General features: G+C 65.9%; 20 protein-coding genes and 1 pseudogene. 17 read left to right on the forward strand and 4 right to left on the reverse strand.

What is annotated here, in order from left to right; all coding sequences use genetic code 11:
• Nucleotides 1-1,071: hypothetical protein (locus tag FUT88_RS26340; RefSeq protein WP_186829264.1), on the forward strand; the 1,071-nt coding region annotated here is incomplete at its 5' end.
• The gene (locus FUT88_RS24075; protein WP_147214711.1) at nt 1,068-2,096 is read left to right on the forward strand and encodes a Rieske 2Fe-2S domain-containing protein; all 1,029 of its coding nucleotides are present in this window, start codon (nt 1,068-1,070) and stop codon (nt 2,094-2,096) included. The genes FUT88_RS26340 and FUT88_RS24075, both read left to right, overlap by 4 nt.
• A 10-nt stretch (nt 2,097-2,106) precedes the next feature.
• On the opposite strand, the gene FUT88_RS24080 is transcribed toward FUT88_RS24075, so the two are convergent.
• Nucleotides 2,107-2,454, reverse strand: a complete 348-nt coding sequence (locus FUT88_RS24080; protein WP_147214712.1) for a GFA family protein — start codon at nt 2,452-2,454, stop codon at nt 2,107-2,109.
• Between the two features lie 205 nt (nt 2,455-2,659).
• Here FUT88_RS24080 and FUT88_RS24085 point away from each other — a divergent pair, with 205 nt between their 5' ends.
• The 3 genes from FUT88_RS24085 (at nt 2,660) to FUT88_RS24095 (ending at nt 7,222) form a co-directional block, all read left to right on the forward strand.
• On the forward strand, nt 2,660-3,145 hold the full coding sequence (locus FUT88_RS24085; protein ID WP_147214713.1) for a cupin domain-containing protein: 486 nt from the start codon (nt 2,660-2,662) through the stop codon (nt 3,143-3,145).
• Nucleotides 3,146-3,239: 94 nt separating this feature from the next.
• Nucleotides 3,240-4,334, forward strand: a complete 1,095-nt coding sequence (gene hemE / locus FUT88_RS24090; protein WP_147214714.1) for a uroporphyrinogen decarboxylase — start codon at nt 3,240-3,242, stop codon at nt 4,332-4,334.
• A 590-nt stretch (nt 4,335-4,924) separates the two neighbouring features.
• Nucleotides 4,925-7,222 (forward strand): primosomal protein N', encoded by a 2,298-nt coding sequence (locus FUT88_RS24095; RefSeq protein WP_147214715.1) that lies wholly within the window; start codon nt 4,925-4,927, stop codon nt 7,220-7,222.
• 537 nt (nt 7,223-7,759) lie between these two features.
• Here FUT88_RS24095 and panE read toward each other — a convergent pair.
• On the reverse strand, nt 7,760-8,713 hold the full coding sequence (gene panE, locus FUT88_RS24110; protein WP_186829371.1) for a 2-dehydropantoate 2-reductase: 954 nt from the start codon (nt 8,711-8,713) through the stop codon (nt 7,760-7,762).
• Nucleotides 8,714-8,879: 166 nt separating this feature from the next.
• On the opposite strand from panE, the gene ttcA reads away from it, so the two are divergent.
• The 7 genes from ttcA (at nt 8,880) to FUT88_RS24145 (ending at nt 17,763) form a co-directional block, all read left to right on the forward strand.
• Nucleotides 8,880-9,827 (forward strand): tRNA 2-thiocytidine(32) synthetase TtcA, encoded by a 948-nt coding sequence (ttcA, locus tag FUT88_RS24115; protein ID WP_147218976.1) that lies wholly within the window; start codon nt 8,880-8,882, stop codon nt 9,825-9,827.
• Between the two features lie 326 nt (nt 9,828-10,153).
• Entirely contained in the window at nt 10,154-11,521 is a 1,368-nt protein-coding gene (glmU, locus tag FUT88_RS24120; protein WP_147218978.1) for a bifunctional UDP-N-acetylglucosamine diphosphorylase/glucosamine-1-phosphate N-acetyltransferase GlmU, read from the forward strand.
• A 116-nt stretch (nt 11,522-11,637) separates the two neighbouring features.
• Complete coding sequence (glmS, locus tag FUT88_RS24125) at nt 11,638-13,476, forward strand: glutamine--fructose-6-phosphate transaminase (isomerizing) (RefSeq protein WP_147218980.1); 1,839 nt, start codon at nt 11,638-11,640, stop codon at nt 13,474-13,476.
• A 263-nt stretch (nt 13,477-13,739) separates the two neighbouring features.
• Nucleotides 13,740-15,206: an FAD-dependent monooxygenase gene (locus FUT88_RS24130; protein ID WP_147218983.1), complete on the forward strand. Its 1,467-nt coding sequence runs from the start codon at nt 13,740-13,742 to the stop codon at nt 15,204-15,206.
• A 127-nt stretch (nt 15,207-15,333) separates the two neighbouring features.
• Nucleotides 15,334-15,606 (forward strand): DUF1145 domain-containing protein, encoded by a 273-nt coding sequence (locus FUT88_RS24135; RefSeq protein WP_027678525.1) that lies wholly within the window; start codon nt 15,334-15,336, stop codon nt 15,604-15,606.
• A gap of 108 nt (nt 15,607-15,714) precedes the next feature.
• Entirely contained in the window at nt 15,715-16,635 is a 921-nt protein-coding gene (locus FUT88_RS24140) for a patatin-like phospholipase family protein (protein WP_147218985.1), read from the forward strand.
• A gap of 114 nt (nt 16,636-16,749) precedes the next feature.
• Nucleotides 16,750-17,763: a zinc-binding alcohol dehydrogenase family protein gene (locus tag FUT88_RS24145; RefSeq protein WP_147218987.1), complete on the forward strand. Its 1,014-nt coding sequence runs from the start codon at nt 16,750-16,752 to the stop codon at nt 17,761-17,763.
• A 1-nt stretch (nt 17,764) separates the two neighbouring features.
• Here FUT88_RS24145 and FUT88_RS24150 read toward each other — a convergent pair whose 3' ends face one another.
• Nucleotides 17,765-18,679: a LysR family transcriptional regulator gene (locus tag FUT88_RS24150; protein ID WP_147218989.1), complete on the reverse strand. Its 915-nt coding sequence runs from the start codon at nt 18,677-18,679 to the stop codon at nt 17,765-17,767.
• A 56-nt stretch (nt 18,680-18,735) separates the two neighbouring features.
• Nucleotides 18,736-20,334 carry an RNA repair transcriptional activator RtcR gene (gene rtcR / locus FUT88_RS24155; RefSeq protein WP_147218991.1) on the reverse strand — a complete coding sequence of 533 codons (1,599 nt, stop codon included), beginning with the start codon at nt 20,332-20,334 and terminating at the stop codon, nt 18,736-18,738.
• A gap of 194 nt (nt 20,335-20,528) precedes the next feature.
• Here rtcR and FUT88_RS24160 point away from each other — a divergent pair, with 194 nt between their 5' ends.
• The 5 genes and pseudogenes from FUT88_RS24160 to FUT88_RS24180 all read left to right on the forward strand — a co-directional run.
• Complete coding sequence (locus FUT88_RS24160; RefSeq protein WP_147218993.1) at nt 20,529-20,936, forward strand: zinc-ribbon domain containing protein; 408 nt, start codon at nt 20,529-20,531, stop codon at nt 20,934-20,936.
• Nucleotides 20,933-22,146 (forward strand): annotated as a pseudogene (locus FUT88_RS24165) (RtcB family protein). The gene FUT88_RS24160 and the pseudogene FUT88_RS24165 overlap by 4 nt, the downstream one beginning before the upstream one ends.
• A gap of 11 nt (nt 22,147-22,157) precedes the next feature.
• Nucleotides 22,158-22,673 carry a hypothetical protein gene (locus FUT88_RS24170; RefSeq protein ID WP_147218995.1) on the forward strand — a complete coding sequence of 172 codons (516 nt, stop codon included), beginning with the start codon at nt 22,158-22,160 and terminating at the stop codon, nt 22,671-22,673.
• A 94-nt stretch (nt 22,674-22,767) separates the two neighbouring features.
• Complete coding sequence (gene rtcA / locus FUT88_RS24175; protein WP_147218998.1) at nt 22,768-23,808, forward strand: RNA 3'-terminal phosphate cyclase; 1,041 nt, start codon at nt 22,768-22,770, stop codon at nt 23,806-23,808.
• Nucleotides 23,801-23,956, forward strand: a 156-nt coding sequence (locus FUT88_RS24180) for a 30S ribosomal protein S17 (RefSeq protein WP_147218999.1), incomplete at its 3' end; no start/stop codon positions are given. The genes rtcA and FUT88_RS24180, both read left to right, overlap by 8 nt.

Here is a 23,956-nt window from a genome sequence, read left to right on the forward strand (position 1 = left end):
CGCGGGCAGGCGTCGCAGCCGTTCGTCGCCAACTTGGTGACGCAGGTCGACGTGGTGGAGGCTGGCGGTCTGCCGCTGCCCGTGACCATCAACGGCAGTGAGGATCGCGCCGACCATGCCGAAAACGCCTGGGTCTGCTCGCCCATCACCACGTACGGCCGCTATGCGGCGGAAGAATCCGAGCGATTGATGCCGCGCATGCTGCGGCCGGTGCTGCGCGGCGCCATTGGCCTGGCCGATGCGTGGATGCGGCATGCGCAGCTCGACCGTGCGGTGGCCGTCAACAACTGGCTGGTCAGTACGAACCTGTATCCATCGGCGGCGGCCTTCGATCTGGAAGCGCTCGCGCGAACATGCCGCGAGCGCTGGCCGGACCGCGCGATCTGGCTGCGTTCGCTCAACACGATCCAGCACGCCGACTGGCTGCGCGCCGCCACGGCTGCCGGCTTCGATTTGATCCCCACGCGGCAGGTCTATCTGTTCCTGCAGTTGCAGCGTGCGTCGCGCGTGTCGGAACTGCGTCGCGATCTGCGGCGGGACCTCAAGCTGCTCGACGCGACGCCGCTGACCTTCGTGCCGCACGACGCCTTGACCGACACCGACTTCGCGCAGGCCGAGCGGCTCTATGCGCAGCTCTATCTCGACAAGTATTCCGCGCTGAACCCGCGTTACACCGCAGCGTTTCTTCGCGCGTGGCACGCGGCAGGGCTGCTCGAATGCGCGGGTTTTCGGGATGCGCAGGGCGTGCTGCGCGCGGTGGTCGGCGTGTTTGGGCAAGGGCCGTTGCTGACCGCGCCCATCGTCGGCTACGACACGACGTGGCCCCAGCAAGCAGGGCTGTATCGCCTGCTGATGGCGCACGTGCTGCGCCTGACCATCACGCGCGATGCCGAGTTGAACCTGAGCGCTGGCGCCGCGCACTTCAAGCGCCTGCGCGGAGGCGTGCCGGCCATCGAGATGAGCGCCGTCTACTGCAGGCATCTGCCACCCGCCACGCGCCGCGCCGTCGCCGTGCTGCGCACCCTCACCACCCGGATCGGCGTGCCGATCATGCAACGCTTTCAGTTATGACTGCCTGGAACGCCACGCTGCTGCGCGGCTGGTATCCCGTCGCCGAGGCGAACCGCCTGCGCGACAAACCGATGCACGTGACCGTGTTTGGCCGCGCGGTGGTGCTCGCGCGCTTGCCCTCCAGCGGCTTGCTTGCGCTGGACGATCGCTGCCCGCATCGGCATGTGCCGTTGTCCGACGGCCAGCTCGTTGGCGAGACACTGCAGTGCAAATACCACGGTTGGACGTTCGGCGCCGACGGCCGCTGCACCACCATGCCGGGCCTGTGCCCAGGCGCCGCCGTGCCCGCCGTGCAAGTGAATGCGTGGCAGGTGTTCGAGCACGACGGGCTGATCTGGATGAGTGCACGGCCGCCGGGCGAAGCTGCGCCTGCGGCCTTGCCGGCGTTCCTGCAGCGCTTGCCGCCCGGCAGCCGCCGCTTTCTGTGGAGCACGCTGTGGCAGGCACGCCCCGCCGACGCGCTGGAGAATTTTCTTGACCCGCTGCACACGCATCTCGTGCATCCGGGTCTCGTGCGCAGCCATGGCGCGCGCCAGCCGATGACGGTGACCGTCGCCCAGTCGGCAGATGGCCTGCAGGTCGACTACGCCGGCCAGCCGCAGCAAAGCGGTCTGCTGTACCGCCTGTTCGAATCGCCGCGCACGATGGAGCGTGCGCATTTCGGTATCGCCGCGCCTTCCACCGCCCAGCTCGAATACCGCTACGCCAACGGCAGTGCGCTGTATTTCACGCTGCACTTCACGCCCGAAGACGAGATGCGCACGCGCCTGTTCGCCACGCTGCATGTGGAAAACCGCTGGGCGCCGGCCTGGGCCGTGCGCTGGCTCGTCTGGCCGTTCCTGTATCGCGTGGCGGAGCAGGACCGCCGCATCGTGGAAGCGCAGGCCGCCAACAGCGCACGCTTTGGCCGGCAGGACGGCATGTCGACCGAACTCGATCTCGTGCGGCCGATGCTGGATGCGGTGTGGATGCCGAACGGCAAGCCGGTGGAGGCCGGCGAGCGCGTGATGCAGATGTGGCTGTAGCGCCGCGCTGCTACATCGACCGCCCGTCGAAGTGGGTGACCGGCACACTGGCCAAATCGATGTCTTCCAGACAGCGCACGTTGACGGCAATCATGGGCGTGCCGTCGGGCATGACGCCCTCGGCATACGGATGGATGCCGCAGGTGGGGCAGAAGCGGTGCTTGATGACGTGCTTGCGGAAGAGGTAGGTGCTTGCGTTGTCTTCCGGCGTCAGCAGCCGCACCTTGTCGCGCGCCACGAACCACAGCAGCGAGCCCTTGCGCTGACAGATGGAGCAGTTGCACGCCATCGCGCTTTCCGGATGGCCTTCGACTTCGAATGCGACCTTGCCGCAGTGGCAGCTTCCCTTGTGTGTCATGCCGGTCTCCTGTGATGTCGTTTTGTGGCGGGCTTGGCGCGGTCCACTATAGGCGAGCCGGTTTGGGAGCGGCGCCCCGGTTTCTCGGGAATCGCCCTAGGTCTACGCGGCCGCATGCCGATGCGACAATCGCCGCGAGTCGGTCAAGCGACCGCGCCACACGGACTGCCGCGCCTTGACGGCGGCCGCGTCATGAGGAGCCATCATGCATCGCCATCGTCCTGTTGCTGTGATTCGAGCGATTTCCGCTGCCGCTATCTTTGCCGCCGGTGTCGGCGCGTTTGCGCAAGTGCCAGAACCGGCGGCGGCATCGGCTCCGGCCTCGGCACCGCCGCTTGCGGCGCAGATCGTCAACATGGGCGGCATGACGCCGGACGAAATCGGCCCCGTCATCGCCGAGATGGGTACGCTGCGCACCAAGACGCTGGTCACGGCGGCCAACGGCACGGTGGGCGTCCAGGTCGGTACCGTCGCCAAGCACACGCATACGTACGCCGACGAAATCCAGTACGTGATGTCGGGCACGGCCACCGTCTGGCTCGACAGCGCGCCGCGGGAAGTCCGGGCGGGCGATCTGGTCGTGATTCCGCGCGGCGTGGTGCACGGAACACTGACCACCAGCCCGGATTTCAAGTCGATGGCGATCAAGCTGCCGCCGCAGCGTGCGGGCGATACGCACAAGGTGCCGTGATATCTGCGTCGTGATTGGCGACGGGTTGGCCTGGGTCAGGGAAGGATAAAAACACCATCCCTTACAATGGCGCCCTCCTCAAGAGTCCATCGCCATGTCCGCCCCGCTCGCCAACGACACCTTCCTGCGCGCCCTGCGCCGCCAGCCGACCGACTACACCCCGCTGTGGCTGATGCGCCAGGCGGGCCGCTATCTGCCTGAGTACAACGCCACGCGTGCGCGGGCCGGCAGCTTCCTCGGCTTGGCCAAGTCGCCTGCGTACGCGACGGAAGTGACGCTGCAGCCGCTGGACCGCTACCCCTTGGACGCGGCAATCCTGTTCTCCGACATCCTGACCGTGCCCGACGCCATGGGCCTGGGGCTGTCGTTCGCGCAAGGCGAGGGGCCGCGCTTTGCCAAGCCGGTGCGCACGGAAGCCGATGTGGCGGCGCTGTCCGTGCCGGACATGTCGTCGCTGCAATACGTGTTTGACGCCGTGGCGGAAATCCGCCGTGCGCTCGTCCAGGACGGCCGCCAGCGGGTGCCGCTCATCGGCTTCTCGGGCAGCCCGTGGACGCTCGCCTGCTACATGGTCGAAGGCGGCGGTTCGGACGACTTCCGCACCGTCAAGTCGATGCTCTACGCGCGCCCGGACCTGATGCACCGCATCCTGGAGATCAACGCGCAGGCCGTGATCGACTATCTGAATGCACAGATCGATGCAGGCGCACAGGCTGTGCAGGTGTTCGATACCTGGGGCGGAGCGCTGGCCGATGGCATCTACCAGGAGTTTTCGCTGGCCTACATGGCCCGCGTGGTGAAGGGTATTCGCCCCGGGGCCGACGGCCAGCGCGTGCCGGTCATCCTGTTCACCAAGGGCGGCGGCCTGTGGCTCGAAGGCATGGCCGAGACCGGTGCTGACGCGCTGGGCGTGGACTGGACCGTCAACCTGCAGCGCGCTCGCCAGCGAACGGCGGGCCGCGTCGCCTTGCAAGGCAACCTGGACCCCACCGTGCTGTTTGCCGAGCCGGAGGCGATTCGCGCGCAAGCGCGCCGCGTGCTGGAAGACTACGCAGCCGGCGGTGGCAGCGATGGCCACATCTTCAACCTCGGCCACGGCATCTCGCAGTTCACCCCGCCCGAAGCCGTATCGGTGCTGGTGGAGGAGGTGCACAGCTTCAGCCGCGCGCTGCGGTCGAAAGCGAAGTAACACGATCAAGATCAATGCTGCAGTGCGATAGCGTTTGAATCGTGCCGCAATAGTGCGTGAAGTCGGGGGCACGGGTGGAATCTTCGCCGCTTTGGTGCAGTAGGGGTGAGTGACTACTCGCGTGCCGGTGGCCCCATCTGGCCCCAACGGGGTGTCAAGCGATTTATTTCGCGCTTTCTGGTGCGTAAGCCGGCTGTCAAGACTTGACTTATGCACAAAGCTGTCGCGGCTGGTTCTTTCCGCGGCGCAACAGGGGCGGCTCTGTGCACGCACCGCATAAGTGTTTGATTTTTCTGAAAGAAAGCCGCGTGCGCGTAAATCGTGCAAGCTAGAAAAACAGCGCGTCTACCGGCCTTCGCGGGCGCAGCGGCCGACTTTTCAACAAAGTTATCCACAGGCCGTGTGGATAGGCCGGAAAACGGTCGCCGATCAGGGCGCCAAGGCATAAACCTCAAGTAGTACTTGAACATTGAACCGACCATGGCAATGGCTGTGAAGGCAAGGTGAGATGGGCAAGACGCATTTCCCAGGTGCAGGATGCGCCGCTGCATCGCAACAAACTCTTTGCAATTCAACCGTTTGCGCCAAGCATGACCACCGCCCACGTCGACGCCGCGTTTTCTGATGCCCAGGTGTCGGCTGCCATTGCGCGTGTGGTGATCGATACACCGCTCGATGCCGTGTTCGATTACCGGTGCGGGCAACCTGTGCTGGTTGGGCAGCTCGTGGTGGTGCCGTTCGGCAACAGGCGGGTGGTGGCGTTGGTGGTCGAAACTGCCGCAACCACCGATGTTCCGCAAGAAAAGCTGCGCGATGTGGAGCGGGTGCTGGCCTGGGTGCCGCCGCTCGACGCCGAATGGCGGGCGCTCGCCGAATTTGCTGCCGGTTACTACCACCGTGCGCTCGGCGAGGTGACGTTGCCCGCGTTGCCGCCGTTGTGGCGCACGCCGGGCAGCTGGGACAACCTCGCCCGGCAGGCCAACGAAACCGTCTACGTGATGTTTGAACCGGCGCGGGCCGCGTTGCTCGACAGCGTTCCGAAACGTGCGTCCGGCGCCATGCGCCTGGCCGAAGCACTGACCGGCGATGGCGAGCTGTCCACCAGCGCCGCCGTTGAATTGCACGGGCAAGCCGTCGCCAAGCTGCGGGACTGGACGACCGTCGGCTGGCTGCGCGCAGAACTGCGGCCGAAGGCGCTGCTGCCGCAACCGCTCGAGCTGCCGGCGCCTTCCGTCGCGCCCGCCCTGAACGACGAACAGGCCGCCGCCGTGGCGGCCATCGCCCAGGCCGGGGCGGCGGGTACCTTCAGCCCCTTCCTATTGTTTGGCGTGACCGGAAGCGGCAAGACCGAGGTCTACCTGCACGCCATCGCCGACGCCTTGGCGCGCGACCCCGCCGCGCAGGTCCTGATGCTGGTGCCCGAGATCAACCTGACGCCGCAGCTGGAGGCGCGCATTGCGGCGCGTTTTCCCGGCGTGCCCATGGCCGCGCTGCACAGCGGTCTGGCCGAACAGCCGCGCGCGCTGAACTGGCTGGCCGCGCATCGCGGTGAAGCGCGCATCGTGCTCGGCACGCGGCTGGCGATGCTGGCGTCGCTGCCCAACCTCGCGCTCATCCTTGTCGATGAGGAGCACGACACGTCGTACAAGCAGCAGGAGGGTCTGCGTTATTCCGCACGCGACCTGGCGCTATGGCGTGCCAAGCAGCGCAACATCCCCGTGGTACTGGGCTCTGCCACGCCGTCGCTGGAAACCTGGTGGCGCGCCGAGCAGACGGCTACGACGCGCCTGACGCTCTCGCAACGCGCGCAGGCAGAAGCGGTGCTGCCGCGCGTGTCGCTCATCGACCTGAACCTGGAGCGCCGCGCCGGGCGTGCGATTCGTGATGGGCTGTCCAAACCGCTCGTCGATGCGATTGCCGATCGCCTGGCGCGCGGCGAACAAAGCCTGCTGTTCCTCAACCGCCGCGGCTACGCGCCTGTGCTGTCCTGCGACGCCTGCGGCTGGCTGTCGGGCTGTCCGCGCTGCTCGGCGTACCTGGTGCTGCACAAGCCGGAGCGGCGCCTGCGCTGTCACCACTGCGGGTACGAATCGCGCATTCCGCATCACTGCCCCGACTGCGGCAACGTCGACATCGCCCCGCTCGGGCGCGGCACCCAGCGCATTGAAGAAACGCTCGGCGAGCTGTTTCCGCAGGCCCGCGTCGCCCGCATCGACGCCGATTCCACCCGCCGCAAGGGCAGCGCCGAAGCGCTGTTCGACACCGTGCACGAAGGCGGCGTCGACATCCTGATCGGCACGCAGATGGTCGCCAAGGGGCACGACTTCCAGCGCGTGACGCTGGTGGGCGTGGTCGCGCCCGATTCCTCGCTGTTCTCGCACGACTTCCGCGCGGGAGAGCATCTCTTTGCCTCGCTGATGCAGGTGGCGGGCCGCGCGGGCCGGGCCGGCTTGGCCGGCGAGGTGCTGATTCAGACGCGGTATCCCGACGCACCGGCGCTGCAGGCGCTGGTTCGGCACGACTACGACGGTTTTGCGCGCCAGCTGCTGCGGGAGCGCAAACAGGCCGGGCTGCCGCCGTTTGCCTATCAGGCGTTGTTGACCGCAGAGCACAAGGAAGTCGCACGCGCGCTGGAGTTTTTGGGCGCCGCGCGTTCGGCTGGTGAAGCCTTGGCCGCTGAATTGGGCGCGCCGGTGTTTTTGCATGATCCGGTGCCGATGACGATGGTGCGCCTGGCCAACCGCGAGCGGGCGCAGTTGCTGGTGGAATCGGGTTCTCGCGCGGCTTTGCAGAAGCTGTTGACTGCCTGGACTGAGGGGTTTGCGGGGATTGGCAAGACTGTGAAGGGGGTGCGGTGGCAGTTGGAGATTGATCCTTTGAGGATTTGAGCGTTGGTGGTCCACCTCCCTTTCGTTCCCTGCCGGGACCGACTCACTTTTCTTTGTCTTGCCAAAGAAAAGTAAGCAAACAGAAGGCGCGCCCGAGATGGCGAAAAGATTCCTTGAATTTGCGTAACCGGGCGGAGGTGGGGAAAACTCGCTGCGCTCAGACAGTTCCCCACCTTTTTTCCGCCCGCTTACGAAAATTCAAGGCGCCATCAAGGGCTCAACGTCAAAAGAAAAAGGCCAACCCGTCGCGAGGTTGGCCTTGTCTTTTGGGCTTGTGTCCAGATGGTGTGGCTTTTGTCCTTTGACTTTCCTGCCCTAGATGGCGCCTTGAATTTCTGTTGCAGGGAGGAAAAAGAGGGGGAAACTGTCTGAGCGAAGCGAGTTTTTCCCGTCTCCGCCCGGTTACGGAAATTCAAGGAATCTTTCGCCATCTCGGGCGCGCCTTTCTTTTGCCTACCTTTCTTTGGCCAAGACCAAAAGAAAGTAAGTCAGCCCCGGCAGGGGATGAAACCGGGGATAAACCACAAACGCAAAACATCAAACAGCCGCCCGCAACACCCGCTGCTGATAAGCCTGCAAATGCGCAAACGCCACCCGCAGCAGCGACACATCAACGCCCAACGCCCGCCCACGGCGCAGCATGTCCCCCACGATGTGATCGGCCTCCACCCGCGCACCGCTCTCCAGATCCCGCAGCATCGATGCCGTCAGCGGTGAGCCCGCCTGCGTCAGCACGTTCAGCGCACGTTCGCGCGCCGCCTGCCGATTCGGATACCCCGACGCCGCCGCCACACGCTCGCACGCGTTGAACATCGCCTCGTTCAGCGCCGCGCCCTCATCCGTGGCAACAATCTCGCCCACCGTCGCCCGCATCAGGCACGTCATTGCCGCCAGCGAAGTGAGGAACGTGAACTTCTCCCACATGTCCTGCATGACGTTCTCGGTCAGCACGGAATCAAAGTTGGCCGTGGCAAACACATCGCGAATCGCCTCGGTGCGCTCGCGCGGCGCATGCGGCGTGCGCTCGCCAAAGGTGATCGAATGCGCGGCGGGGCCCTGCCCGTTGCTCAGGTGCAGCACCGCGCCATCCGGCGCACTTGTCGCACTGATGTGGCACAGCCCACCGAGCACCCGCGATTCACCAAACGCCGCATCGAGCCGTTCCAGATGCGCGAGCCCGTTGAGCACCGGCAGCACCACCGTGCGCTCGCCCACCACGGGGCGGATGGCCGTGATGGCGTCTTCCAGGTCGTAGGCCTTGCAGCTCAGCAGCACCAGGTCGGCACGGCCCCAAGCCGCCGCCTGGTCTGCGGTGACGGTCTGCACGGGCAATTGCGCATCGCCGTGCGGGCTGCGGATCACCAGACCGTGTTCGCGCAACCGCGCCGCCCGCGCAGGGCGCACCAGGAATGTCACGTCCGCGCCCGCCTGGGCGAGCCGCCCACCGAAATAACCGCCGGTGCCACCGGCGCCAAGCACCAGAATCCGCATTGCTGTCCTCATGGGGTTCGTTTCCATCGAGCCAAAGATAGGCAAACGATTCTAGGCCTGTTCGCGCGACCCTGCAGACGGCGCCCCGCGCGCGCTAAAATGCTGATTTTCCTCACAATTTGACGCCCGTCCGGCCATTATTCAGCGCTGGCGGGGTCGATATGCCATGACGTTTTCCAATAATTTCCACCGCCTCGAAACCCGTCTGCAGTCGCAGGTTGGCCGCGCCATCGGCGACTTCAAGATGATCGAAGACGGCGACACCATCCTCGTGTGCCTGTCCGGCGGCAAGGATTCGTACACGATGCTGTCGGTGCTGATGGCGCTGCAGAAGCGCGCGCCGGTCGACTTCAAGCTGATCGCGATGAACCTCGACCAGAAGCAGCCCGGCTTTCCGGAAGAGGTGCTGCCCAACTATCTGAAGAAGCTGGGCGTGGAATATGTGATCGTCGAGGCGGACACCTATTCGATCGTCAAGGAGAAGGTGCCCGAGGGCAAGACGACGTGCTCGCTGTGCTCGCGCCTGCGCCGCGGCGTGATCTACCGCACGGCCAAGGAGCTGGGCGCCAACAAGATCGCGCTGGGCCACCACCGCGACGACATCGTCAACACGTTCTTCCTGAACATGTTCTTTGGCGGCAAGATGAAGTCGATGCCGCCCAAGCTGGCCACCGACAACGGCGACCACATCGTCATCCGGCCGCTTGCCTATTGCGCGGAAAAGGACATCGCCTCCTACGCCCGCGCGATGGAATTCCCGATCATCCCGTGCAACCTCTGCGGCTCGCAGGAAAACCTGCAACGCAAGAAGGTCAAGGAGATGCTGCTGGAGTGGGAGCGCCAGACGCCGGGCCGCATCGACAACATCTTCGCTTCGCTGCAGAACGTCGTGCCGTCGCACCTGGCCGATACCGATCTGTTCGACTTCAACGGCCTGACCACCGGCCTGGCGAAGATCGGCGAAGACGCGCTGTTCGGCCAGACCGCCTACGACCAGGCCCCGCTGGTGTTTGCCGGCTCGCACGACGACCGCATCGAGTTCGTGCGGTTTGAGCGCAAACCGGGCGACAAGCCCGCCGAGCAGGCCGTGTCCGGGGAGGCCGCGGCAAGCTGAGCGCGGCGCGCTTCACACAGGTGACACACGCGGCGCACATGCGCTGCGTGCGCTCCGCCATCCGCCTGACCGGCCGGCGGCCTAACCGTCTCGGTAATGGCGCGATTGCAACAATTCCACCGTTTGACCGGTTCAGGGGGAGGGTGGGCCCCATGCTAGAATTTTTCCATCTGTGTCTTATACGCCGCAAAAGCGCCCCGCAGAAGGGTTTGCAGGCGGTCCGGCCATCCTGAGGGGAGGTGGCGGGCGGTGGGTTTCAGGCAGCCGATCCCGGTGCCGGCAACCCGTCGCAGGCTATCGCTTCGAGTCACTCTAGGAACCTCCTTGTGAATATCGTCATCCTGGCTGCGGGCATGGGCAAACGCATGCGCTCCGCCCTGCCGAAAGTGCTGCATCCCCTGGCCGGCAAATCGCTGCTGGCGCACGTCATTGAAACCGCACGCACCCTGTCGCCGACGCGGCTGGTCGTCGTCGTCGGTCATGGCGGCGATCGGGTGCGCGAGATGGTTGGCGCGCCCGACATCGCTTTCGCCACGCAAGACAAGCAACTGGGCACCGGTCACGCCGTCATGCAGGCCGTCGACCAGCTCGACGAGAGCGTGCCCACCCTGGTGCTCTACGGCGATGTGCCGCTCACCCGCGCCGAAACGCTGAGCGCGCTGGTGGGCGCCGCCGGCAACGATCACCTGGGCGTGCTGACCGTGCATCTGGGCGACCCGACCGGCTACGGCCGCATCGTGCGCGACGCCGCCGGCCGCATCACGCGCATCGTCGAGCAGAAAGACGCCAACGAAACGCAACTCGCCATCCATGAGGTGAACACCGGCATCCTGGTGTGCCCGACGGCCAAGCTCAAGAGCTGGCTTGCCACGCTCTCCAACGACAACGCGCAGGGCGAGTACTACCTGACCGACGTGATCGAGCGCGCCGCCAGCGAAGGCGTGCCCATCACGTCCGCCCATCCGCTGGCCGAGTGGGAAACGCTGGGCGTGAACAGCAAGGTGCAGTTGGCGGAGCTGGAGCGCATTCACCAACGCAATATCGCGCAGCAACTGCTGGAAGACGGCGTGACGCTCGTCGACCCGGCGCGCATCGACGTGCGCGGCAAGCTCACCTGCGGCCGCGACGTGGTGATCGACGTCAACTGCATCTTCGAGGGCGACGTCACGCTGGCTGACGGCGTGCGCATCGGCGCCAATGCGGTGATCCGCGATGCCGCCATCGAGGCCGGCGCCGAGATTCTGCCGTTCTGCCACATCGAGCGCGCCAAGGTTGGCGCCGACTCGCGCATCGGCCCGTACGCGCGGCTGCGCCCGGGCACCGAACTGGCCGAAGACGTGCACATCGGCAACTTTGTCGAGGTCAAGAACAGCCAGATCGCGGCGCACAGCAAGGCCAACCACCTGGCCTACGTGGGCGACGCCACGGTCGGCTCGCGCGTCAACATCGGCGCGGGCACCATCACCTGCAACTACGACGGCGCGAACAAATTCCGCACCATCATCGAAGACGATGCCTTCATCGGTTCCGACACGCAGCTCGTGGCGCCGGTGCGCGTGGGCAAGGGCGCGACGCTGGGCGCCGGCACCACGCTGACCAAGGATGCGCCCGACGGTAAGCTGACGGTCTCGCGGGCACGGCAGGTCACCATCGACAGCTGGCAGCGCCCGGTCAAGCAGAGGAAGGAAGGCTGACAGGTTTTCTCCTGCGCCGAACAGCGGATGCCGCTTCGGCACACGAGCATCGATACTGAATTACCGAGTGCGGCGCACATTAAGCCTGCGGCCGCACCCCAACTGGAGAAATCAACATGTGCGGTATCGTTGGCGCGGTTTCCACGCGCAATATCGTTCCCGTCCTGATCGAAGGCCTGCGCCGCCTGGAATACCGCGGCTATGATTCCTGCGGCGTTGCCGTTCAGCGTGACGGACAGCTCGAGCGCGCGCGCACCGTGTCGCGCGTGGCCGATCTCGATGCCCAGGCACAGACCAGCCACCTCGATGGCGCCATCGGCATCGCGCACACCCGCTGGGCCACGCATGGCCGGCCGGATACCGTCAACGCGCACCCGCATTTCTCCGGCGACACCATCGCCCTGGTGCACAACGGCATCATCGAAAACTACGAAGCGCTGCGCGAAGAACTCAAGGCTGTCGGCTACGGCTTTGAATCGCAGACGGATACGGAAGTCGTCGCGCACCTGATCCACCAGGCCTACACGTACCCGAGCAGCGCCACGCGCGGCGACCTGTTCGCCTCGGTGCGTGCGTCGGTCAAGCGCTTGCACGGCGCCTATGCGATTGCCGTGTTTGCACGCGACAACCCCGACGTGGTGGTGGGGGCGCGCGCCGGCTCGCCGCTGGTCGTGGCGCTTGGCGAGAACGAATCGTTCCTCGCCTCCGATGCGCTGGCCGTGGCCGGTACCGCCAGCCGCATGGCCTACCTGGAAGAAGGCGACGTGGTGGAACTCACCCGCGAAGGCTTCACCGTGGCCGATGCAAACGATAAGATCGTCGAGCGTGAAGTGAAGGAAGTCGGCACCTACGCTGCCGCTGTTGAACTCGGCCCCTTCCGCCACTTCATGCAGAAGGAAATCTTCGAGCAGCCGCGCGCCTTGGGCGATACGCTCGAAGGCGTGCAGGGTTTTGGGCCCGACCTGTTTGGCCCCGAGGCGGCCCAGGTGCTGCCCAAGGTCGACAGCGTGCTGATCCTGGCCTGCGGCACGAGCTACTACTCTGGCTGCACGGCCAAGTACTGGCTTGAATCGATCGCCAAGATCCCGACGCAGGTCGAGGTTGCCAGCGAATACCGCTACCGCGAGACGGTGCCCAACCCGAACGCGCTCGTCGTCGTGATCTCGCAATCGGGCGAAACCGCCGACACGCTGGCCGCACTGCGCCACGCACGCGAACTGGGCCACACGCATACGCTCGCCATCTGCAACGTGGCGACCAGCGCCATGGTGCGCGAGACGCAGCTCAAGTTCCTCACGCGCGCCGGCACCGAGATCGGCGTGGCGTCCACCAAGGCGTTCACCACGCAGCTGGCCGCGCTGTACATGCTGGCGCTGACGTTCGCCAAGCTGCGCGGTCATCTGAACGCCGAGCAGGAAGAAGATGCACTGCGCCATCTGCGCCACCTCCCGTCGGCGTTGAACGCGGTGCTGGCGCTCGAGCCGCAGATCATCGCGTGGTCGGACGAATTTGCCCGCCGCGAAAACGCGCTGTTCCTCGGCCGCGGTCTGCATTACCCGATCGCCCTGGAAGGCGCGCTCAAGCTCAAGGAAATCTCGTACATCCACGCAGAGGCCTACCCGGCCGGCGAACTCAAGCACGGCCCGCTGGCCTTGGTGACCGAGCAGATGCCGGTCGTGACCGTGGCCCCGAACGACGCGCTGCTCGAAAAGCTCAAGTCGAACATTCAAGAAGTGCGCGCGCGCGGCGGCAAGCTGTACGTGTTTGCCGACGCCGATACGCACATCCAGTCGGGCGACGGCATCCAGGTGATCCGCATGCCGGAGCACTACGGGCAGCTCTCGCCGATCCTGCACGTGGTACCGCTGCAGCTGCTGGCGTATCACACGGCACTGGCGCGCGGCACCGACGTCGACAAGCCGCGTAACCTGGCGAAATCGGTGACTGTCGAATAAGTTTCGGCAGGCGCAGAAACAGAAAAGGCCGTCCTTCGGGACGGCCTTTTTTTCATGGTGTGCGCTTCGCCAGACAAGCATTCGCTCCACCGTTGCCTCAAGTATACCGCGACCCCCGGGGCTTGCGGGAAGCCCCGGCGGCCGCAGTAGCGTCGCCCCCCCCAATCTTGAAACCGACCGAAAGGAGGGTGAGACATGCGTGTGATGCCATCGATGTTTGGAGCACAGGGCAGTGCCGTGGTGATGCAAGCCGGAGGTGTGAAATGAGCGGGCATGCCGTGGTGATTGCCGGCGGTGGGCCGACGGGGCTCATGCTCGCGGCCGAGCTGGCCCTGGCCGGCATTGACGTCGCCATTGTCGAACGCCGCGCCAACCAGGATGTGGTGGGTGTGCGTGCCCTGGGCTTGCACGCACGGTCGATCGAGGTGCTCGACCAGCGTGGCGTGGCCGAGCGGTTTGTCTCGCAGGGCAAGACCTATCCGGTCGTGCATTTTGGCGAGAACCCGCTGGACATCAGCGACTTTCCCACCCGGCACAACTACGTGCTCGGCCTGTGGCAGCACCACACCGAGCGACTCCTCGCGCAGTGGGTCGGCGAGCTCGGCGTGCCGTTCTATCGCGCGCGGGAAGTGACGGGCTTCACGCAAGACGGCAGCGGCGTCGAGGTCACGCTGTCCGACGGCAAGGTGCTGCGGGCGCAATACCTCGTTGGCTGCGATGGCGGGCGCAGCGCTGTCCGCAAGGCTGCCGGCATCGAGTTTGCGGGCTGGGACGCCACGACCAGCTGGCTCATCGCCGAGGTGCACACCACGCAGCCGCCACCCCCCTTTGGCTTCAAATACGATGCCATCGGCCGGCACGCCGTCGCGCCCATGGAAGATGGCAAATGCGTCCGCGTGGTGCTGACCGAGCGACAACTCGGTACCGACAATGCGCCCACGCTGGCCGACCTGAGCGAGGCGCTGATCGCGGTCTATGGCACCGACTTTGGCGCGCATCGCCCGAACTGGATCTCGCGGTTTTCCGATATGGCCCGCCAGGCCGTGGCCTACCGCGACAAACGTGTGCTGCTGGCAGGCGACGCCGCGCACGTGCATCCGCCCATGGGCGGGCAGGGCCTGAACATGGGCATGCAGGATGCCGTGAACCTCGGTTGGAAGCTGGCCGCCGTCATCAAACGGACGGCGCCCGAAAGCCTGCTCGACAGCTATCACGCCGAGCGCCATCCGGTGGCCGCGCGTACGTTGCGCAATACGCTGGCGCAGGTGGTGCTGCTTCGCCAGGACGAGCGGTCCAAGGCGCTGAGCGAGATCACCTCGGAGCTGTTTCGCATGGATGAACCGCGCAGGCGCCTGGTTGGGATGGTCTCGGCGCTCGATGTGCGCTACGACTTTGGCGAAGGGCATCCGCTGCTCGGCCGCCGCATGCCGGACCTCGACCTGGACACCGCCCAAGGCCCGGTGCGCGTCTTCCAGCTGTTGCACGCGGCGGGCGCGGTGCTGCTCAACTTCGGCCCGGCGGATGCCATCGACATCGCGCCATGGGCCGACCGCGTGCGGCGGGTGGATGCCCGCTACGCAGGCGCCTGGGCGCTGCCGGTGGTGGGCACGGTGCCCGCGCCCTCCGCTGTGCTGGTCCGCCCCGACGGCCACGTGGCGTGGGTCGGTAACGGAAGCACTGAGGGGCTGCAGGCGGCGTTGCAGCGGTGGTTCGGCACGGCGACGGCCTGACGCCGCTTGCCGGCAGAGACAGCCGGCTGGAGGGTGGCGTCTATCCAGGTGTTTGAAGCGGCCGGAGGGACAGCGCTGGCCGGTATGCTGCATGGCATCGGAATCACCGTCCCTCTGGAGTCCTGGCATGTTCAACGTCCTCAGCAAGATCGTCCTGCTTGCCGTGTATGGCCTCGCGCTGGCCAGCTATGCCACGCCACTGCCGCTGTCGGCCGACGCCATCGGCTGGTTGCGCATCGTGGCGCTGGTGCTGCTGGCCGCGCACCTGCTGGAAGTGGTGCTGTGCTTTCGCAAGGTGGCGCTGCACAAGGGGCCGTTGTTCGACAGCGTGCTGCTGACGTTGCTGTTCGGCTTTCTGCACTGGAAGCCGCTGGCGGACGCCGCGCGGCAAGCTCGCTGATTGCGACTGACCGGCCCCACTAGCCGCAACGGCGGGGCAGACCTACTCTAGTTCCAGTCGTCCCTGGATTGACCAGTTGGGACTCCTTGCTGCAACGCGGCATCGATCATGGACAGAGTGGAACGAACGGCGTTTGTCTTTGCCGGTGGCGGCAGCCTCGGCGCCATCGAGGCCGGCATGCTGCGCGAGCTGGTGGCCTCCGGCGTGGTGCCCGACATGGTGGTGGGCGCCTCGGCCGGCGCCATCAACGCTGCCTTTTTTGCGTGCAATCCGCACGTGGCCGGCACGACGCAGCTTGAGGCGCTGTGGCGCGGCGTGCGGCGCGCCGACGTGATGCCGTGGTCCTGGCGGGCAATGTTCAGCATGCTCGGCATCCTGGGCGGCCGACGGGAACACCTCGTCGATGCCTCTGGCCTGCAGCGCCTGCTGACGCGGCATTTTGCGCAGACCCTGCTTGAGTCGGCCCCGCTGCCGCTGCATGTGGTGGCCACCGACATGCGCACCGGCGCCGAGGTGGTGTTGTCGTCTGGCGCCATCGTGCCAGCTGTGCTGGCCAGCGCCGCCATTCCCGGCGTGTTTCCGCCGGTGCGCGTTGGTGATCGCCTGTTGATCGACGGCGGCGTCGCCAACAACACGCCGATCTCCGCGGCCATCCGGCTGGGCGCCACACGCGTCGTCGTACTGCCGGCAGGGTTTGCGTGTGCGGACCGCCGTGCCCCGCGCAGCGCCATCGAGCACGCGCTGAACGCCTTGTCGCTGCTGGTCGCGCGTCAGCTCGTGCAAGACCTGGAGCGATGGGCCGGGCAGGTGCCCATTACCGTTGTGCCGCCGCTGTGCCCGCTCGACGTGTCACCCTACGACTACGCACGCTGCGGTGAATTGATCGACCGCGCTGCTGCCGCCACGGCGGCATGGCTCGCAGCCGATGGTCTGGCGGCCACCGGCATCCCGGGCGCGCTGCGTGAGCACCATCACGACGAAGCCCACCCGAACTGCAGCGCAGACCTCCACGGCATGCCCGCGGCTTGATGCGGCAGCGTCGGATTTTCTGTCCGCCGTTGAAACTGAATCTGCGCCACGCGTCTGTTTCCCCCAGCATTGCGCGCCCATGATGCGGCTATCCAATTCACTGGAATGTCCGCCATGAAAGCCGTTGCCTACTACCAAAGCCTGCCCATCGACCGCCCCGAGGCGCTGGTCGACCTGACCCTGCCCGAGCCCACACCAGGCCCACGCGACTTGCTTGTGGAAGTGCGCGCCATCTCCGTCAACCCGGTCGATGTGAAGGTGCGCGCCGGCATGCCGCCGGTGGATGGTCAGCCCCGCGTGCTGGGCTGGGATGCTGCCGGCGTGGTGCGCGCTGTCGGAGCGGAGGTGTCGCTCTTCAAGCCGGGCGATGCGGTGTGGTATGCCGGTGCCCTGCAGCGCCCGGGCACCAATAGCGAGCTGCATGTCGTGGACGAACGCGTGGTCGGCACGATGCCCGCCACGCTCGGGTTTGCGCAGGCAGCGGCGCTGCCGCTCACCGCCATCACCGCCTGGGAATTGCTCTTCGACCGGCTCCAGGTGCCGGAATCTGCGGCGCCCAGCGGCAAGACGTTGTTGATCGTCGGTGCGGCGGGCGGTGTGGGGTCGGTGCTCGTGCAGCTCGCGCGCCGGTTGACGGGCCTGACCGTGATCGGCACCGCCTCGCGCCCGGAGACGGCCGCCTGGGTGCGCGAGCTGGGCGCTCACCATGTGATCAACCACGCGCAGCCGCTGGCTGCAGAACTGCATCGCATTGGTGTGCCAGCGGTGGACTACGTCGCCAGCCTGAACCAGACCGAACATCACTTCGAGCAGATCGTCGAGGCGCTCAAGCCGCAAGGCCGCCTTGCGTTGATCGACGACCCGGCGCAGCTCGACGTGCGCAAGCTCAAGGCGAAGAGTCTGTCGCTGCACTGGGAGTTCATGTTCACGCGCTCCATGTTCAGCACGGACGACCAGATCGAGCAGCACCGCCTGCTCAACCGCGTGGCCGCGCTCATCGACGAAGGCACGTTGCGTTCCACCATGAACGAGCACTTCGGCACGATCAATGCCGCCAACCTCAAGCATGCGCATGCCTTCATCGAAAGCAATCAGGCGCGCGGCAAGATCGTGCTGGAAGGGTTTTGATTCAGGCGTCCGCCAGATAACCGGCAATGCGGTCTTGCAGGAAGTCGCGCAGCCGCATCAACGTGGGCGACAGCGTGAGGCGGTGCGTGCAGATCAGATGCAGCGGTGCCGCCTCGCCGTGCCAGTCGGTGAGCGCGGCTTGCAGCCGGCCGGCGCGCAGATCGGCCAAGACGTCCAGCCGCGACGTGTAAGCGATGCCATGCCCCGCAACGGCCCAGCGGCGCACGAGTTCGCCGTCGTCGGCAATGCGGTTGCCGGTGACGCGCACAACGTGCGCCTGACCGTCGCCGCTCGCACCGTGAAAGGTCCACTGGTCGTGCGTGGTGTCGGACAGGGCCAGCAACAGGCAATTGTGCTGACGCAGATCGTCCGGTGTCTTCGGCACGCCGTGCCGCGCAAAGTAGGCCGGCGCCGCGCACAGCACGCGGCGGTTGTCCGGCGCCAGCGGCAGCGCCACGAGCGATGAATCCTCCGGCTCCCCATAGCGCACCGCGACATCGACGCGCTGCCGGAACATGTCGACCAGCCGGTCGCCGATGCGCACCTGAAGCGCCACCGCTGGGTGCTCGGTGAGGAAGTCGTCGAGCCAGCCGGTGAGCACGTTGCGGCCGAGGTCTGACGGGATCGACAGCGACACATCGCCGCCGATGGCTTGGCGGCCGAGCGCGAGCGCGTCCTGCCCGGCCTGCAGATCCGCCAGCGCACGGCGCGCATGTTGCAGGTAGCGCTCGCCTTCCTGCGTGAGCGCCAGGCTGCGCGTGGAGCGCGCCAGCAGCCGCACGCCGAGTTCCGCCTCCAACCGCTTGATGGCCGCGCTTGCTGCCGCGGGGGCAATGTTCAACACACGCGCAGCCGCCGACAGGCTGCCGTTGTCCACGGCCAGCACGAGGATGGTGAGGTCGTCCAGGCGGATCATGGCGTGTGGTGTCGAGTGCGAAGGCGTCGAAGGATGGAGCGCATCTTACCGAGCGCCTAGCCGGCGCGCACGGTCGCCCAATCGAGTCCGAACCGTGCGAGGTATTTGCGCAGCCGGTCGGCGTCATTCACCTTGGCCTTCTCGGTGCGCGACACGTCGAAGAGCCGGCGCCCGGCGTCCGACAGCGATGCCGATTCGCGGCACACGGCAATCACGTTTTCCAGCTGCATGCGGTCGAACAGGTCGATCGATGCCGCCGCGTCGCCGATCAAGTTGGCAAGGCGGTCGCCTTTGCCTGCCGGGTCCGGCTCGGCCCACGTGCGTTGCAGACGCGCGATTTCGTCTGCGACATCGGCTTCGGTGATGCGCCCGCCTTCGGCCAGCGTTGCCAGCCGCGTGACGCTGGCCGATAGCTCGCGGAAGTTGCCCGTCCACCGCGCCTGCGGCGAAGTGACGAACTTCAGATAAATGCGGCGCGCCTCGGTATGAAAGCGCACTTGCTCGCCGTGCTCGCGTGCAAAACGGGCGAGTTCGAAATCGAGGTTCGGCTCCAGATCTTCAGGGCGATCGGCCAGGCCCGGCAGGTCGAAGGTCCACAGATTGATCCGCGCGTATAAGTCTTCGCGAAAGCGCCCCTCGGCCACCCACTGTCGCAGGTCGCGCACGGTGCCCGCGATGAGCTGGAAATCGCTTTCGACTTCGCGGTCGCTGCCGAACGGCAGGAAGCGCTTCTCTTCGATGGCCTTGAGCAGCATGGCTTGTTCGTCCAGGCCCAGTTCGCCAATCTCATCGAGGAACAGCAGGCCGCCATCCGCGCTGCGCAGCAGGCCCGCGCGCTCGGTCTGTGCGCCGGTGAAGGCGCCTTTCACGTGGCCGAAGAGCGCCGACATGGCGCTGTCGCCGCGCAGCGTGGCGCAGTTCACCTCGACAAAGCGGCCGGCCAGCTGGTGCCGCGCCTTCTTCATCTCGTACACCCGCCGCGCGAGGAACGACTTGCCCGCGCCGGTCGGCCCGAACAGCAGCATCGGCGACTTGGAACGCGAGGCCACGCGCTCGATCTGCTCGATCATCCGGTTGAACGCCGGGTTGCGCGTGGCAATGCCGGACTTCAGCAGCGACACCGTGTCTTCGCGCTCGCGTGCGAAACGCGTGGCGATCTTGTCGTAGCGCGAGAGGTCCAGGTCGATGACGCTGTAGCTGCCGGACGTGTTGCCGAGTTCCTTCTTGCGCGGCGGCGCCGTCTGGATGAGCTGGGCCGGCAGGTAGCGCGCCTCGGCCAGCAGGAACCAGCAGATCTGCGCGACGTGCGTGCCCGTGGTGATGTGGATGAGGTAGTCCTCGGCCTCGGTGTCGAAGGCATAGCTGCGGGTGAAATCGTGCAGCGTGCTGTAGACCTCTTCGAAGTCCCACGGGTCGCGTAGCGAAACCTCCACGCTGCGCACCTCCGTCTCGGGCGATACCGAGGCGATGTCCGCGCGCAGCCGTTCGAACAGGCCGCGGCTGCGGGCATCGTGCAGCAGCTCCAGGCGGTGGATGACGAGGTCGTCCTGCTGGCACAGGCCGACGGTCGGCCGCCACCGCTCCCAGCGCTGCGCGCCCTTGCCCACGTAGTCGAGCGTGGTACCGACGAAACCGATGGCGACGTTTTTGCGCATCCCGCGTGTTTATCTAAAAAGATAAACCAATATATCGATAGATCGGTATTTCTGGAAGTTGGGCGTGCCTACATCTGCGTCGGATGCGTGGAAAATCAATGAAATCAAGGTGTTGCGAATGCGATCGCGCCATGGGAAGTGGCCTGGCATACCCATTGCACTAGAGGGTGTGTCCAACTCAGCAGGAGCGCACCATGATCAGCGGTAAACAGAAGCGCGCCGCCATCATGGCGCGGCGCCACGAGCGGCGAGAACAGGCAAAGATTGCCTGCCTGCGGGCACGAGCGCCGGTGTCGCCTCCGCCTCCACCGCGAGGTAGCTTGCCGGTGGATGTGTCGCAACTGGCGCCGCACAACAGCTGGGGTTCCGGTCTGCCCCGCTTCGCACAACACGGTTACTACGTCGATCAGTGGTACGCCTGCGTCGATTGCGGAAAGCACGAGGTCTGGACCGCCGCACAGCAGAAATGGTGGTATGAAACCGCCAAGGGCTATATCGACTCGATCGCCATCCGCTGCAAACCGTGTCGCGTAATACGACGCAGCGGCCGTACGGTCAGCAAGAAGAACAACGACAACAACAAAGGAAGCAACGCATCATGAGCAGCTACAACACCCTCCACGTCGACAACGGCGCCGACATCAAGCTGTGGACCAACGGTGTGCCGGTGGAAGACGACGCCCGCAAGCAGTTGATGAACACGGCCAAGATGCCGTTCATCTTCAAGCACCTGGCGGTGATGCCGGACGTGCATTTGGGTAAGGGTTCGACCATCGGCAGCGTGATCCCCACGCAGGGCGCGATCATCCCGGCGGCCGTCGGCGTGGATATCGGCTGCGGCATGATGGCCGCGCGCACGACGCTCACGGCGGCTGATTTGCCGGACAACCTGCACGGCCTGCGCAGCGCCATTGAAGCGGCGGTGCCGCACGGCCGTACGCCGGGCCCGCGCGACAAGGGGGCCTGGCACACGCCGCCGGAAACCGTGGATGCCATGTGGGGTGAACTGGCCGATGGCTTCAAGCGCATCACCGACAAGTACCCGAAGTTGAAGAACACCAACAACTACAAGCACCTGGGAACGCTCGGTACGGGCAACCACTTCATCGAGGTCTGCCTCGATGAAGAGCAGCGCGTCTGGTTCATGCTGCACTCCGGTTCGCGCGGCGTGGGTAACGCCATCGGCAACCTGTTCATTGAACTGGCGCAGGCCGATATGCGACAGCACATCGCCAACCTGCCGGACCGCGACCTGGCGTACTTCGAAGAAGGCAGCGAGCACTTCAACGATTACGTTGAAGCCGTCGGCTGGGCGCAGGACTACGCACGCCGCAACCGCGCCACGATGATGCAGAACGTGATTGCGGCCGCGCGCAAGGTCATCACCAAGCCGTTCGCGGCGACGTGGAAGCGGTGAACTGTCACCACAACTATGTGCAGCGCGAAACCCACTTCGGCCGCGAGGTGCTGATGACGCGCAAGGGCGCGGTGTCGGCGCAGAAGGGGCAGCTTGGGATCATCCCGGGTTCGATGGGCGCAAAGAGCTTCATCGTGCGCGGGCTCGGTAACGAAGACGCGTTCTGTTCGTGCAGCCACGGCGCAGGCCGCACCATGAGCCGCACGCAGGCCAAGAAGCGCTTCACGGTCGATGACCAGATCCGCGCCACGGCCCACGTGGAATGCCGCAAGGACGCCGACGTGATCGACGAGATCCCGATGGCCTACAAGGACATCGACCACGTGATGGCTGCCCAGGCGGATCTGGTGGAGATCGTCCACACGCTGCGCCAGGTGGTGTGTGTGAAGGGTTAAGGGCATCGACCATGCTGACGCGTGTCGAGAGCCCTGACATGGAGGCGATGCGCCGGCGCTTGGGGCACGCCGGATGCGCTTTTGATTTCGTGCTGTATCGCGTCGAAGGGCCGGACGCGCCTGGCACTGAGATTCACCGCCAGGCGCTGGCCGGCTTGTTCGCGCAGCTCGAGTGGCCGACACAAGACGTCCAGTTGGATCGTGCTTGTCCGAGGCGCCTTGACGCACCGGAAGTTCGTGCGTTGGCAGAAGAAGGCGGACCGTTGGAGCGGGCATTCCTCGATCCGCCTTACGGCACGAAGCTCGACCGGAAAGACTTCCGGGAGTGGCTCGCAATGCTCTGCGTTCTTCCAGATGACGATCTGAAAGCCGTCGACTGGGTAGGTAACCCCGACGACGAGCCCGAGCGCAGCACGTGGAGTGATTACTTTGATGCGGGAAAGGAATGGTGGGGCATCTGGTGCCTGACCGTCTTCAACCCGCGATGCCGCACGCTGTGCGTGCTGGCAGCAAGCACCACCGATTGAGATTGAGACGGGCGAGCACGCTCGCGAAGCCCGTGCGACCTGACGCGCATGCGGCGGCGAGGCGCACACCAACAAAGAACAAGAAGAACAAACCATGAACACCCTATTACAACGACACGCACGACACGCACAACACTTGCAGTCCGCCGGTTGCATCGAACTGGACGGCGCACAAGGCGAAGGGGGCGGGCAGATCCTGCGCACGGCGCTCACGCTGTCCATGCTGACCGGCACGCCATTCCGGATCGAGAACATTCGCGCCAAGCGTTCGAAGCCGGGCTTGCTGCGCCAGCACCTGACGGCGGTGCAGGCCGCCATGCAGATCAGCGGTGCGACGGCAGAGGGCGCAGAAGCAGGCTCGCAGACGCTGCGGTTTGCGCCCGGCGCCATCCGTGGTGGCGATTACCGCTTCGCCATCGGCACGGCCGGCAGTTGCACGCTCGTGCTGCAGACGATCCTCCCAGCGCTATGGTTTGCCGATGCGCCGAGCACCGTGTCGGTCAGCGGTGGCACGCACAACCGCGCGGCGCCGCCGGTCGATTTCCTCATCCGGGCATGGCTGCCGCTGGTGGCGCGCATGGGCGTGACGCAGACGCTCGCGCTCAAGCGCCACGGCTTCTATCCGGCGGGCGGCGGCGAGGTGGTCGCGACGGTAGCGCCGTGCACGGATGCGTTGATGCCGCTACACCTGACCGAGCGCGGTGCGCAACGGGCGCTGCGTGCCGAAGGCATCGTTGCCGGCGTGCGCGGCAGCGTGGCGCGGCGCGAGCTGGACACGTTGAGTCGTCTCGTGCCCGGCGTCGAAGGCACGGTCCGCGATCTCGGCAACGCGGAAGGCCCGGGCAATGCGCTCGTCCTGGACATCGAGCATGAGCACGTGACCGAAGTCTTCACGGGCTTTGGCGAGCGTGGCGTGACGGCGGAGACGATCGGCAAGGAAGTCGCCCGTGCCGCGCAGCGCTACCTGCAAAGCACCGCAGCCGTCGACGAATACCTCGCTGATCAGCTTGTGCTGCCAATGGCGCTCGCAGGCGCCGGTGCTTTCACGGTGGTCACGGCGTCATCGCATCTGCTGACCAACATCGGCGTGGTGTCCGCACCGTGCTGGGCCAGAAGGGGAACCAGAAATGACTGAAGCCGCAACGTCCCTGAAGCGCACGCTCGTCGGTCGCGTTGTCAGCAACAAGATGGACAAGACCGTCACGGTCCTGATCGAAAACCGCGTCAAGCATCCGCTGTACGGCAAGTACGTGGTGCGCTCGAAGAAGTACCATCGCACGACG

Source organism: Ralstonia sp. TCR112 (genome assembly GCF_007997035.1).
Classification (GTDB): domain Bacteria; phylum Pseudomonadota; class Gammaproteobacteria; order Burkholderiales; family Burkholderiaceae; genus Ralstonia; species Ralstonia edaphi.

What these genes read in the sequence shown, in the direction of transcription:
- FUT88_RS24140 (WP_147218985.1), top strand. Translation starts at nt 15,715, where the DNA reads ATGGACAGAGTGGAACGAACGGCGTTTGTCTTTGCCGGTGGCGGCAGC.
- FUT88_RS24085 (WP_147214713.1), top strand. Translation starts at nt 2,660, where the DNA reads ATGCATCGCCATCGTCCTGTTGCTGTGATTCGAGCGATTTCCGCTGCC.
- rtcA (WP_147218998.1), top strand. Translation starts at nt 22,768, where the DNA reads ATGAACACCCTATTACAACGACACGCACGACACGCACAACACTTGCAG.
- FUT88_RS24160 (WP_147218993.1), top strand. Translation starts at nt 20,529, where the DNA reads ATGATCAGCGGTAAACAGAAGCGCGCCGCCATCATGGCGCGGCGCCAC.
- FUT88_RS24170 (WP_147218995.1), top strand. Translation starts at nt 22,158, where the DNA reads ATGCTGACGCGTGTCGAGAGCCCTGACATGGAGGCGATGCGCCGGCGC.
- rtcR (WP_147218991.1), bottom strand. Translation starts at nt 20,334, where the DNA reads ATGCGCAAAAACGTCGCCATCGGTTTCGTCGGTACCACGCTCGACTAC.
- FUT88_RS24145 (WP_147218987.1), top strand. Translation starts at nt 16,750, where the DNA reads ATGAAAGCCGTTGCCTACTACCAAAGCCTGCCCATCGACCGCCCCGAG.
- hemE (WP_147214714.1), top strand. Translation starts at nt 3,240, where the DNA reads ATGTCCGCCCCGCTCGCCAACGACACCTTCCTGCGCGCCCTGCGCCGC.
- glmS (WP_147218980.1), top strand. Translation starts at nt 11,638, where the DNA reads ATGTGCGGTATCGTTGGCGCGGTTTCCACGCGCAATATCGTTCCCGTC.
- panE (WP_186829371.1), bottom strand. Translation starts at nt 8,713, where the DNA reads ATGCGGATTCTGGTGCTTGGCGCCGGTGGCACCGGCGGTTATTTCGGT.
- FUT88_RS24095 (WP_147214715.1), top strand. Translation starts at nt 4,925, where the DNA reads ATGACCACCGCCCACGTCGACGCCGCGTTTTCTGATGCCCAGGTGTCG.
- FUT88_RS24080 (WP_147214712.1), bottom strand. Translation starts at nt 2,454, where the DNA reads ATGACACACAAGGGAAGCTGCCACTGCGGCAAGGTCGCATTCGAAGTC.
- ttcA (WP_147218976.1), top strand. Translation starts at nt 8,880, where the DNA reads ATGACGTTTTCCAATAATTTCCACCGCCTCGAAACCCGTCTGCAGTCG.
- FUT88_RS24075 (WP_147214711.1), top strand. Translation starts at nt 1,068, where the DNA reads ATGACTGCCTGGAACGCCACGCTGCTGCGCGGCTGGTATCCCGTCGCC.
- FUT88_RS24130 (WP_147218983.1), top strand. Translation starts at nt 13,740, where the DNA reads ATGAGCGGGCATGCCGTGGTGATTGCCGGCGGTGGGCCGACGGGGCTC.
- FUT88_RS24150 (WP_147218989.1), bottom strand. Translation starts at nt 18,679, where the DNA reads ATGATCCGCCTGGACGACCTCACCATCCTCGTGCTGGCCGTGGACAAC.
- FUT88_RS24135 (WP_027678525.1), top strand. Translation starts at nt 15,334, where the DNA reads ATGTTCAACGTCCTCAGCAAGATCGTCCTGCTTGCCGTGTATGGCCTC.